8 protein-coding genes are annotated in these 12,394 nt (G+C 65.5%); 4 read left to right on the top strand and 4 right to left on the bottom strand.

Translation table 11 applies throughout. The features are described 5' to 3' along the window. Positions 1-343: 343 nt before the first annotated feature. Positions 344-1,825: a CapA family protein gene (locus H7F49_RS17925; RefSeq protein WP_185684937.1), complete on the top strand. Its 1,482-nt coding sequence runs from the start codon at positions 344-346 to the stop codon at positions 1,823-1,825. Positions 1,826-1,873: 48 nt separating this feature from the next. Here the strand turns inward: H7F49_RS17925 and H7F49_RS17920 are convergent, their stop codons facing one another. From H7F49_RS17920 to H7F49_RS17910, 3 genes are all read right to left on the bottom strand, one after another. Continuing rightward, the gene (locus H7F49_RS17920) at positions 1,874-3,544 is read right to left on the bottom strand and encodes a CapA family protein (protein WP_185684936.1); all 1,671 of its coding nucleotides are present in this window, start codon (positions 3,542-3,544) and stop codon (positions 1,874-1,876) included. A 90-nt stretch (positions 3,545-3,634) separates the two neighbouring features. Beyond that, complete coding sequence (locus H7F49_RS17915; RefSeq protein ID WP_185684935.1) at positions 3,635-5,035, bottom strand: sensor histidine kinase; 1,401 nt, start codon at positions 5,033-5,035, stop codon at positions 3,635-3,637. Then, positions 5,025-5,693 carry a response regulator transcription factor gene (locus H7F49_RS17910; protein ID WP_185684934.1) on the bottom strand — a complete coding sequence of 223 codons (669 nt, stop codon included), beginning with the start codon at positions 5,691-5,693 and terminating at the stop codon, positions 5,025-5,027. Before H7F49_RS17910 ends, H7F49_RS17915 begins: the two co-directional genes overlap by 11 nt. Between H7F49_RS17910 and H7F49_RS17905 the strand changes: the two genes are divergently transcribed. From H7F49_RS17905 to tcuC, 3 genes are all read left to right on the top strand, one after another. Beyond that, complete coding sequence (locus H7F49_RS17905) at positions 5,692-6,882, top strand: ABC transporter substrate-binding protein (protein ID WP_185684933.1); 1,191 nt, start codon at positions 5,692-5,694, stop codon at positions 6,880-6,882. The genes H7F49_RS17910 and H7F49_RS17905 overlap by 2 nt on opposite strands. After that, positions 6,879-9,707 carry a TonB-dependent receptor domain-containing protein gene (locus H7F49_RS17900; protein ID WP_185684932.1) on the top strand — a complete coding sequence of 943 codons (2,829 nt, stop codon included), beginning with the start codon at positions 6,879-6,881 and terminating at the stop codon, positions 9,705-9,707. The genes H7F49_RS17905 and H7F49_RS17900 overlap by 4 nt, the downstream gene beginning before the upstream one ends. A gap of 68 nt (positions 9,708-9,775) precedes the next feature. Then, positions 9,776-11,071, top strand: coding sequence for a tricarballylate/proton symporter TcuC (tcuC, locus tag H7F49_RS17895; protein ID WP_185684931.1), 1,296 nt, complete (start codon positions 9,776-9,778; stop codon positions 11,069-11,071). Positions 11,072-11,522: 451 nt separating this feature from the next. On the opposite strand, the gene H7F49_RS17890 is transcribed toward tcuC, so the two are convergent. Beyond that, a partial coding sequence (locus tag H7F49_RS17890; RefSeq protein WP_185684930.1) for an IS91 family transposase occupies positions 11,523-12,394 on the bottom strand: 872 nt, incomplete at its 5' end.

The raw sequence follows: 12,394 nt of genomic DNA, 5'->3' as shown, positions 1-12,394 counted from the left end.
CACCATCAGCTCCGGCGCCACATCTCCCACGGCGCCGACCCGAAATCCCCATAGCGCAACGCCTGCCTCCCGCGGGTCGTACATGTCAGACTTTCGTACGCCTCCCGGCGCCCGAAACCCTTCGACATTACGGCCGTTCTTCACACGCTGCCTGAGAGGCTGATTGCGACAGGAGCAGACATTCGCGGCCTAGCTTGGCTTGCCGCCGTGGTCCGCCATCACCACGGCGGCATCCTTAGGGAGTAGTTTGGCAGTCGGCCCAATCGTGATGCCTGAAAGGTTGGCGTAAGTGATGCGGGCTACCCTGAAGGCTATAAAACAACAGAGTGGGATGCCCCGCGCCATGACATATTCCCTTCGGCTTGCCGCACTGCTCCTGGCCAGTTCCGCGGCGCTTTCTCCCTTCGCCGTCTCAGCTCAGCCCGCCAGGGCGCTGCCGGACCCAGCGACCTTCGACTACCGCGACCTGCAGAACGAGCTGCGCAACAAGATGGATGGTTCCTACACCGTCGCCGTCACGGGTGACCTGCTGTTCCAGGAACCGGCCGGCAAGCGCATCGGCGCGGCAATCCGGTCCGTGCTCAAGGGCGCCGACACGACGATCGGCAACCTCGAGGTCTATCTCGTTGATCGCCAGTCGTGGGCTGGCAGCCATGGCTACCGCAACAACTGGGCGCCCAAGGAAGTCGCTGCAGACCTTGCCGACCTGGGGTTCGACCTTGTGGCTCCGGGCGAGGCCGATGGGGGGCCGGACGAGCAGATCGAGACGATGAAGTATCTCGACGCGGTCGGGATCAAGCGGCCGGGCTATGGGCCCAACCTGTCGATCGCACGTCAGCCAGCGTTCCAGGAGTTGCCCCAGGGCCGCGTCGCAATGGTGGCGGCGTTCCCGTTCGGACCGGTCGGGACTGACCCGATTGCCCGCAACAAGGTGGGCAACGATTTCGGCGAGGAAGCCGGACTCAACCCGCTCCGCCTGACGCAGTGGCTGACCGTCACCCAGGCGCAATTCGATCAGCTCAAGGCGATCCGGGATTCGATCCTGGCCCGCCGCGAGGAAGCCGACGTGGCGCGGCCCGCTCCGCTCCCCAAGGACCGGCCCGGCCGGCTCAACCTGTTCGGCAAGAACTACATGGTGGCCGAAAAGCCGGGCGAATTCCGCTACGAGATGGACGAGACCGACCGCCAGTCACAGGTGCTCGCCGTCCGTAATGCCAAGGAGTACGCCGATTTCGTGGTGTTCACCACGCACATTCACGAAAACCGGTATGCCTATCAGGCCTATTCGCAGGACCACTTTCCGCCGGACTATGTCCGCACCCTGGCGCGCGAGCTGATCGACAATGGGGCCGACATGTTCCTCGGTAGCGGCAACCACACGATGCAGGGGATCGAGATCTACAAGGGCCGCCCGATCTTCTACAATCCCGGCAACTTCGCCGTGCAGCGGTTCGGTTCCGATGACAGCCCGCCGAATCCGGAAGGCCTGACCAACATCGAGGCGAACGAACTGCGCGAGGACTGGCTGCAGCAGTACATCAACCTCGTAGCCTACGTCGCCCAGGCCAAGTACGACAAGGGCCGACTCGCCGAGATCCGGATCTACCCAGTCGACCTAGGCGTGGATCACGCCAAGGTGCCGTGGTCACGCTCGAGCATTCCGCAGACGCCCTCGCCCGAGCTGGCGAACCGCATCCTTAGGGAGCTTCAGACCTACTCCGAACCGTTCGGAACCAAGATCGAGATTGCTGGCGGCATCGGGATCATCCGCATCCCGCCCGAGACCCATCAGCCAATCACGCCGGCGGTCAAGCGCGGGCGGTAAGCCCGGCCGGTCGAGCCGGCCGTCAACCGGGCAGGCAACTGGACCTGCTCAGTTGACGTCGATGATGCCAATGCCGTTGCGGACGGCGATCACCGTCCCGAAAGGCTTGGAGTACTCGGCCAGCTCGGCAAGGATCTTGCGGGCGACTTCCGGCGCAGGGCGGCGGGGTATGCCGACCTGACTGCCTGGGCGCGGCGTCTGCCCGAGGTCGACGGGGATCAGCCGCACCTGCTTCAGCTTGCCCGCCTCGAACCGGGTCTCCGCGACAAAGCTCTCGAGTGTCGGCTTCAGTTGCCAGAACCCCTGGTATTCATGCTCACCCACGATTTCGCCGCCCTTGGCATTGGCCTCGAGCGACTCGCGGAACGGACCGTGTGCTGCATCCTCGGGCTTGCGTCCCGGGTAGCGCCCCTTCGGCATCGGCATGATCGCCGACTGGAAGATGAAGTTGGACGTGCCGTAGAAGATCGGCTTGCCCTTGTAGATTTCCACCCCCTTCATCGTGTGGACCCCTTGAGCGACGAAGACGTCGACACCCTGGTCGATCGCCGCGTGCGCGAAGCGGATCTGGAAGTCGGCCGGAAAGTGGTCGAACGAGTAGCGCTGGAAGTCGTAGCGGTTCTGGTGCCAGTGGACGTTGGTCACCAGCAGGTCCGACGCCTGCTTGGCCGTGCGATACTGGGTCAGGATCTCGCGCAGGTCGGCCGCGTCCATGTCGAAGCTGTGTTCGCCGGGACGGTCCATCAGTCGGAACTGCGTGCCCCAGGCCTTGAGGTCGCCCTCGCCAGGCTGTCCGGCAATCTCGCGCAGCAAGGCCAGCTGCGGAGCCGTAACGCCGTGGTACTGGGTGACGTGGAGCATGTTGCGCACGCCGTCATCGGAGCCGGGCTCGCCATCTCCGGGGTAGAGCGCCGGCTTGACGACCGGGGTATCGGCCGGGACGGCGGCCGAGGTGAAGGTCAGGCCGAAAAGCTGTGCCTCACCGGCGTCGTCGGGCCGCGGCAGCTCGACCGGGATCTCCACCTCGTCGCGCCGGGCCAGGATCGACTGCTTGATCGCGCGAACCCCGGCAAGCTGCTCGGGCGTGACGCGGACCAGCGTGCCGCCGGCGCAGCAGGCCTCGAGCCCGCCGAGCGCATATACCCCGACGAAGCCGACCAGCCCCTTCGGCGTCGCGACAAAGCGGCCCATCCGCGCTTCGGGCAGAGAGCGGGCTATCCCGGCGTGGATGATCCCGACCCGCTCGACCTGCGCCAGGTCTTCCCAGATACCGGGCGCACGGGGGTCCTTGTTGTTCGCGCGGCTGACGAGGTCGATCCCCATCAGCTTCCAATCGTCGGCCACCTCCTTGGTCGCGAGGTTCAGTCCGGCATGGCCGAACCTGTCGAAGTCCATGATCTCGTTCTCGAAATCACCGGTGGTGACATCTGCCTGCTGCAGACGGTCGAGCACGGCCCGGACGTCCGGGTCATTGCTGATCGCGAAGGGCTGAAACTGCAGCAGGTCGCCAACGCTGGCGACGCTGAACGGCTGGGTGATCTTGAGCGCCAACTCCTTGGCCTGATCGGGCTTGCGTGGCACACCCGGCGAAGGATCGAACTTGGCAGCGCCATGGCCGACATTGCTCGCCACCTGGGCCTGCAGCGGGCCCGCCATAACTGCCGCGGCGCCCGCCAGCAGTGCCGTCACTCGGCGCAAGCCACCCGAACGAACCGCCATGCCTCGAGCCTCCTCTCGTGCCAGCTGCACCGGCTGGTTATCCTAGCAGACCTAGCGTCGAAGACTTTCGCGGACCTTTCACCCGAACACTCAGTCTAGCTGCGCCCGAGGGAAGCTCAGCCGCACCAACAGTCCGCTGGCGGCGCTTTCGAGCAGGTCCAGTGTTCCTCCCGAGAGAATGGTCAGCGATTGCACGATGGCCAGCCCCAGACCACTGCCTTCCGCATCGCGGTCCCGCGCGAGACGATAGAACCGCCGCAGCACCGCCTCGCGTTCGGTCTCGGGGATCCCCGGTCCATTGTCCTCCACCTCGACGATCGCCAGCGCGGGCGTTCCGCGGACGTGAAGCGTGATCGTCCCTTCGGGACGACCATAGCGGATGGCGTTGTCGATCAGGTTGGAGAGAACCTCGGCAAGCACCAGCGGATCGATGGCACTGGCAACCGCCGGATCTGCATCGAGCTGAATGTCCAGGCCCCGCATGACCGCACGAGGCGCCAGTTCGCGCGCGATCTCGGCCACGACCGGATCCAGCAGGATGGGCGTCACCGCCCGCGGCACGAGGCTTTCCGATCGGGCCAGTGCGAGCAGCTGGGTCATCAGCTGCTGCAGCCGTTCGGCCGCGGACTCCGCTTCGGTCAGCGCCACGTGCCGAGCTTGTTCAGCTACCCCGGATTGCCGCGCGAGGTGGATCTGCGCCCGCAAGGCGGCCAGCGGGGTGCGCATCTGGTGCGAAGCATCGGCGGTGAACTCCCTGACCCGACGGGTCGCGCGGTCGAGCCGATCGAGGAGGCTGTTGAAGGTGTCGATCAGGCCGCGCAGTTCGAGCGGTGCCTGCTGAGGGTCGAGAGGCTCGAACGCCGAGCTGCTGGCACTGCGTCGGTCGATGGTCTCGCGCAGCCGCGTGAGGGGCAGCAGGCCCCACCGCGCCGCGGGACCGATCAACAGGGCCGCGATGGCCACCAGTGCACCCTCGAGCGCGATCAGCCCGAGCAGCATCCGTCGGAACAACGCGTTGCGTTCGTCCAGCGTTTCCGCCACCTCGATCACCACCGGGGGTTGCCCGTCGATCAGGTAGCGCGCCTGGGTGGCGACCCGCACCGGCTGGTCGCGATAATCATCGTATCGGTAGAGGGTCTCGTCGGCGCCGGGGACCGATGGTGGGCGGGGAAAGTCCGAGTAGCCGGTGATCGCCAGCGGGCCGCTGCGCACGACGTAATACACGTTGTCGCGCTCGCTGTCCTCGAGCATGCCGAAGGCGCCCGGAGGGACCTCGAGCGTCACTTGTCCGCGTTCGAGTGCGACCGTTTCGGACACGGCGTTGGCCGAGGCCCGCAACACCCGGTCTGACGCACGTTCGGCGAAATCCCGGATGTACCATGCGCCTCCCAGGCCGAGCAGGAGCGCCACCCCGGTCAGGGTGGAGACGAGAATGGTCTGCTGCCGCCGCGCAAGCGACCAGTTGCGGGCCAGAACAGCTTCAGCCGGCATCGAGCATGTAGCCGAGCCCCCGCAGCGAGCGGATGGCGGGCCCCTCCGGAGCCAGTTTCTTGCGCAGCCGGGTGATGTAGACCTCCACCGCATTTGTGCCGACCGGATCGTCATAATCGAACACCTCGGAGAGCAGGCGTTCCTTCGGTACGACCTTGCCGGCCCGCGACACCAGCGCCCACAGCACGGCCCATTCCCGTCGCGGCAGGTTCAGCGGACGCCCGTTGATCTGGGCGGCAGAAGCGGACAGGTCACAGCACAGCGCGCCCACGATGATCACGGGACTGGCGCTGCCCGAGGAGCGGCGGATCAGAGCGCGGACATGGGCCAGCAGTTCTGCCGCATCGAAAGGTTTGCCAAGGTAGTCGTCTCCCCCCAGATCCAGACCTTCGATGCGATCGGCACGTTCGCCCCGCGCGGTCAGGAAAAGCACCGGGACCTTGCTGCCACGTGCCCGCAACCGGCGTACGGTGTCGAAGCCGGACAGTCCGGGCAGACCGACGTCGCAGATGACCAGCTGATAAGGCTCGGACTGCTCAAGCTCGAGCGCCTCTTCCCCGGTTCGTGTCCAGTCGGTCGCAAAACCCTCTGATTTCAACAAAGATATCAACCCATTGGCCAACATCCGATCGTCTTCAACCAGGAGAATCCTCGCCATGTTCCATCGCCCGCCGCGCCATGAAAGGCCCGTGAAAGCCTCCGGATGTAGTGGCCTGTCAACGATAAGCAAAGGGGTGAGGATGGCGAGCCCAACGGCCAGCCAAAGCAGGATGCGCACCACCGCACTGGCATTGGCCTCGGCCCTGCTGCTGGCGGGATGCGGCGCCGGCTGGCCCGGATCGCAGCCGCACGGCGACACGGCGCTGACCATCTACAGCTCGACCGACCGCGCGCAGTTCGATGATGTGGTGAACGCGTTTGCACGAAGCCACCCCGGAATAAGCATCCGGTATGAGGCGCTGTCGGCCCGCGAGGTCTACGAGCGCACCCGTCATGAGATCGACAAGGGTCTGACCGGGGCTGACCTGGTCATCAATTCGTCGATGGATCTCCAAATCAAGCTGGTCAACGACGGCTATGCCCAGACCTATGCCTCACCGCAGCGCGGCAAGCTGCCGAACTGGGCGGTCTGGAAGAACCAGGCCTATGCTGTTTCGTCCGAGCCCATCGTGATCGGCTATAACAAACGGCTGATCGCTCCGGCCGACCTTCCGCGCGACCACGATGAGTTGGCGAGCCTGCTGCACCGCAAGGCCGACATGTTCCGCGGCCGGGTGGCGATGTACGATCCGACGACAAGCCCGACGGGCTACCTGTTCGTCACCCAGGATCTGCATATCGATCGCGACAACTGGGATCTGATCGCCTCGATCGGGCTGGTCCAGCCCCGGCTCTACACCTCCACCGCAGCGATGATCGATGATCTCAAGTCGGGCAAGCTGCTGCTCGCCTACAACCTCATCGGCTCCTACGCGCTCGACCGGGCAAGGCGTGATCCTGATTTCGGCGTGATCATCCCACGCGACTACGTTCTGGTCGGCTCGCGCGTAGCGCTGATCGCACGCAATGCCGAACACCCCCGGGCCGCCCAGCAGTTCCTCGACTTCATCCTTTCGTCCGAGGGTCAGACGATCCTCGCAGGGCACGGCATGGTCCCCCTGCGCCAGGACGTCGCGCGCAACGATCCGCTGGTCGGAGCTGGCAACATCCGCGCAATCCACGTCGGGCCGGCGCTGATGGCGGGCGTCGATCAGATCAACCGCGAGCGCTTCTTCACCAAGTGGAATTCGACCGTCCGGGCCTCGGGCGACATCGCAGAAAAGAAGAATGGGAAGGGACAGACATGAGCAAAGTCACAATGCGGACTGCCAGCCTCGCCACGCTTGCCTTCGCGCTGAGCGCCGGCGCAGCCTGGGCACAGGATCAGCAGGCTGCGCCGGCACCCGCTGAAGCGGAGAGCGACGCACCCCCTGCGCCGGACATCGTCGTGACCGGGACCCGCCTGCGGACCGGCACGTTCAGCACGCCCACTCCAGTGACCGCAGTGACCGCCGCCGCGCTCGAGACTGCCGCGCCGGGCAACCTTGCAGAGGGTCTCAAGCAGTTGCCCTCAATCGTGCCGACTGGCGGCCAGACCGCCGGCGGCGGCACCCGCGCGGGTGGTCAGAACTTCCTGAACCTGCGGGGCCTTGGCATCCTGCGCGGTCTGGTACTGATCGATGGGCGTCGGTACGTGCCGGCCGACCCGCGCCTAGTCACCGACATCAACCTCATCCCGCAGATGCTGGTCGAGCGGGTCGACGTGGTGACCGGCGGCGCGTCCGCGACTTATGGGTCAGACGCGGTCGGCGGCGTTGCCAACTTTGTGCTCAACCGAAAGCTGAACGGGGTGCGCTTCACCGTCAGCAACGGTATCTCGCAGCGCGGCGACAACCAGGAATTCAAGGCCGCGGCGGCGTTCGGACTGAACCTGGGCCAGATCGGCCATCTCGTCGTCGGCGCCGAGTACTACGATAACCAGCCCGTGAGCGGCGACAGCCGCGCGTTCCGCGTCACGGCCGCCAACCAGTTGCGCAATCCGGCCGGCACACCGACCCTCGTCACCGGCAACGACCTGCGCACACCGTTCACCCCCGGAGGTCTGATCGTCAACGGAGCTGGCGGATCAACCGTCAACAACGCGCTGATCCGCGGCCGCAAATTCGAGGTGGGGGGAGTGCTCACACCTTACGACTACGGCACATTGGCCACCAACGTAGGCATTGCCAACGGCACCCAGAACGGCGGTGACGGCTTCCGCGTGTCGACCGGCCAGGAGATCGTCCGTCCGCTCAAGCGCCGCTCGATCTTTGCCCATGCCGACTTTGCACTGAGCGATTCGGTCAACCTTTACCTCGAGGGCAACTACGGCTGGACGCTGAGCAACTCGCAGAGCAGCCCGACGATCTCGACCGTGTCGATCGCCCGCGGCAATGCCTTTCTCGCACAGGTCGCCCCGGCGCTGGTCGCGCAGATGACCTCGCTTGGCGTCACCGGCTTCACACTGAACCGCCTGACCACCGAAGCCGGACCAACCTACACCGGTAATGAGAACGCCTCGCTGCGCGGGCTGGTCGGGCTGGAGGGCAGCTTGGGCAAGTTCAACTGGGACGTGTCCTACCAGTACGGACGGAACGACAACCACAGCCCGATGTACAACAATCTGATCACGGCCAACCTGACGCGGGCGGTCAACGCGGTCCGCGATACCAGCGGCAACATCGTCTGCGCCGACACGCTCAGCACAGATCCCAACCGCCGAGCGGCAGCGGCGGGCTGCGTGCCCTTCAATCCGTTCGGTCTGGGCGCGCCCTCGCCGGAGGCGCTCGCCTATGTCATGGGCACCTCGGTGTTCGACACCCGTACCGAGATGCAGGTCGCGGGTGCCAACCTTTCAGGCGACCTGTTCAAGCTTCCGGCTGGTCCTCTGGGGGCGGCGGTCGGGGTCGAATGGCGCAACGCCAAGGCGGCCACCACCTCCGATCCGATCTCGCAGGGCGGCGGATACCGGTTGGTCAACCAGCAGAACTTCTTCGGCGAATACACCGTCAAGGAGGTGTTCGGCGAGCTGAACATCCCGCTGCTCGCCGACAAGCCGTTGTTCCGGCGCCTGTCGGCCAACCTCGCGGGGCGCCACACCGACTATTCGGCCAGCGGTGGGGTCAATACCTGGAAGGTGGGCCTGAACTGGGAACTGGGCGGCGGCCTCAAGCTGCGCGGGACGATCTCGCGCGACATCCGGGCACCGAACCTCGAGGACCTCTACGCAACCGGGCGGCAGAACAACATCACGATCACGGATGCCCTCACCAACCGCCAGTACCTGGCGGTTCCCAACCTCACTTTCGGCAACACCGCGCTGCGTCCGGAAAAGGCCACGACCAAGGTGGTCGGGCTGGTCTATCAGCCGGAATGGCTCAGCGGCCTGAGCCTCGCGGTCGACTACTACGACATCAAGATTCGCGACGCGATCGCCAACATCGGCGGCCAGACCGCGGTCGAGCAATGCAATCTCGCCAATCAGGCCTCGCCGCTCTGTGCCTTCGTAACCCGTGATACGACCAACGCCGTGATCGGCACGCGCACTTCGCCGATCAACTTCTCGTCGCAAGCCACGAGCGGCGTCGATTTCGAATCGCAGTACCGCATCGATATGCGCAACGGGGATCGTCTGACCTTCCGCTTGCTCGGCAACTACACCGCGCACAACCGCGTCTCGAGCCCGCTGATCACCAACCCGGTCGACGACGTGGCCAACCTGATCACCCAGTCGATCGGCTCGGCGCAGCCGCGCTGGCGCGGCACGCTTTTCGCGAACTACGAAGGCAAGGTTTTCGGCACCACGTTGCAGGGTCGCTACATCGGCGGGTTCACCTGGGACAAGACACGGGTGCTTGGTCGGGATACCGACTTCAATGCGATCAAGCCGCAATTCTACGTCGACGGCGAAGTCACGGCCAGGATCCGGAGCTTCGGGGGTGAACAGACGCTGTTCCTGAACGTGCAGAACCTGCTCGACCATCAGCCACCCTATGCCCCCAACCCGAACGGGGCGACGCCACTGCCGACCGATCCCAACCTGTATGATCAGATTGGCCGAATGTTCCGGGTCGGCATTCGCGGCCGTTTCTGATCCACCCTGGGGAGGAGGCTCCCGAGCCTCCTCCCGCTTTTCCCTATCCTACACAAGCGGAGCTCGCGATGCGCGCCGAACAGCCCACCGGCCGGTCCAGGTTGAAGTCCGTCCTTACCGTTTCTAGCGGTAACTTCTTGGAAATGTACGACTTCATGGTGTTCGGCTACTATGCCAAGGCCATCGGCAAGGCCTTCTTCCCCACTACCGATCCAGCCGCATCACTCCTGCTCGCCTTCATGACGTTCGGCGCCGGATTCCTGATGCGCCCGGTCGGCGCGATCGTGCTCGGCAGCTACATCGACCGCCATGGCCGCCGTAAGGGACTGCTGCTGACCCTGGCGCTGATGGGTCTGGGCACGCTGACCATCGCTGCCATGCCCACTTACGCCACGCTCGGAATCGCGGCGCCGTTGCTGGTTCTTGCAGGTCGCCTCGTCCAGGGGTTGTCCGCGGGAGTCGAGGTCGGCGGAGCCTCGGTTTACCTTTCTGAAGTCGCCACCGAGGGCAACCGCGGCTTCTACGTCGCGTGGCAATCGGCCAGCCAGCAGCTCGCCGTGATCTTCGCCGCACTGGTCGGGCTGCTCCTCAACTCCTGGCTTCCGGCCGGTGCCATGGATGCCTGGGGCTGGCGCATACCGTTCCTCGTCGGCTCGCTGCTGCTGCCCTTCCTGCTGATCATGCGTCGCGCTCTGGCCGAGACCCACGCCTTCGAGCAGCGCACCTCGCGGCCATCGCCTGCGGCACTGCTGCAATCCATGGTGAGCCATCTGCGCCTGGTCTTGCTCGGCATGGCCATGGCCGTGACGACCACCGTGTTCTTCTACATGCTGACGGCCTACACGCCTACCTATGGCACCAGCGTGCTGGGCCTCACACCGGCGCAGTCGATGCTGGTGACGCTCGTGGTCGGTCTCACCAACTTCGTCCTGCTGCCGACGATGGGCGCCCTGTCGGACCGCATCGGCCGTCAGCCCCAGCTGCTGGTCTGCGCTGTACTGGCCATCCTGATCGGTTACCCGGCCCTGCAATGGATGGTGGCAGCCCCCTCGCTCGGACGTCTGATCGCAGTGGATGTGGTGCTCGCAGTGATCTATGCAGGCTACAACGGAGCGCTGGTGGTGCACCTCACGGAGATCATGCCCGCCCACCTTCGGACGACGGGCTTCGCGCTCGCCTACAGTTTGGCAACGGCGATCTTCGGCGGGTTCACGCCAGCGCTGGCGACCTTTCTGATCGACGCCACGGGCGACAAGGCAGCCCCAGGCATCTGGCTGATGTGCGCGGGCCTGATCAGCTTGCTTGCGGTTCTGCTGTCGCGGAGCGACAGCAGGCGGGCCGCATTGGCGGCATCAACATTGTGATCGGATAGAACACGCCCAAATACATCACTTCGTTCACACCCGATCTGATTATCGGCTGTCTTGGTCGACCCCGGCCAGAGCCTACGACGGGTGTGCGCCAACGACGGCTTTCGGCTAGATCGGACGTTCATGAGCGTCCTGGCGATGTCCAGTTGTGCGAAGGGTTTCGGGCGCTTGCGTACGAAAGCCTCCAGTGCAGGAACCCGCGGGCCCGACGCGCTGGTCTATGGGTAAAGCGGCTTTGGGGTGGCTCTGGCGGGTAAGCGCTGCCGCTCCGGAAGGGTCTGGGCTGGCCGGATCGAGGTGAGTTTGTGCGGCATCAGGGTGCGGACGGTGGTGGATTTGCTGGCCGGTGCGCCCTGCGCCCGGCTCAATCCCCGGATGGGCATGCACTGGGTGGTCGGCCAGGACGCCATGGGCGCGACCGTCGTGCAGGCTGAGCCATGCCGGATCATGGCGTGTTCTCCCGGATGGATGCTGGTGACCCCGGCGGAGCGCGGGGCTGGCACCAGCGGGAGAAGGCCTCGATGATGGTCATGTGCCCGCCGCAGCATGGACACGGCGGTCGGTGATCGGGCGCTTCGTCGGGCTCGGGTTCCTTGACCGGCGCCGCGACGCCCAGCAGCCTGCGGGCGAGCGCCATGGCCTCCTTGTGGGTTGAACTGGCAAGCAGACCGTAATGCCGGATGCGGTGGAAGCCGCGGGGCAGGACGTGGAGCAGGAAGCGGCGGATGAACTCGTCGGTCGCCAGCGTCATGACCTGCTGGCGTTCGGCCTCGCCGCGGCGGTAGTCCTTGTAGCGGAACGTGACCCCGGTCTCGCCGAAGGTGATGAGCCGCCGGTTCGAGATGGCAACACGGTGGGTATAGCGCGAGAGGTAGGCCAGCACCGCCTGCGGTCCGGCGAAGGGCGGCTTGGCATAGACCACCCAGCGCTTCTTCCGGATCGGGGACAGATGGAGCAGGAATGCCTTGCGGGCAGTGAGCTGGGCTTGAGCGCCGAAGAAGCCCAGCTTGCCGGCATCGAACAGCGCCAACAGGCGGGTGAGGAACAGCCGGCGGAACAACGCACCGAGCACGCGCACCGGCAGCAGGAAGGCCGGGCGTGACGAGATCCAGCGTGTACCATCGAGCGCGATGCCGCCACCGGGCACGATCATGTGCACGTGGGGGTGATGGGTCAGTGCCGATCCCCAAGTGTGCAGCACTGCGGTGATGCCAACCCGCGCGCCGAGGTGCCTGGGATCGGCGGCAATGGTCAGCATCGTGTCCGCAGCCGCGCGGAACAGCAGGTCATAGACCACCGCCTTGTTCTGCCACGCGA

Source organism: Novosphingobium aerophilum, from assembly GCF_014230305.1.
In the GTDB taxonomy this organism is placed as follows: Bacteria; Pseudomonadota; Alphaproteobacteria; order Sphingomonadales; family Sphingomonadaceae; genus Novosphingobium; species Novosphingobium aerophilum.
This window is presented reverse-complemented; position numbering and strand designations above follow the sequence as displayed.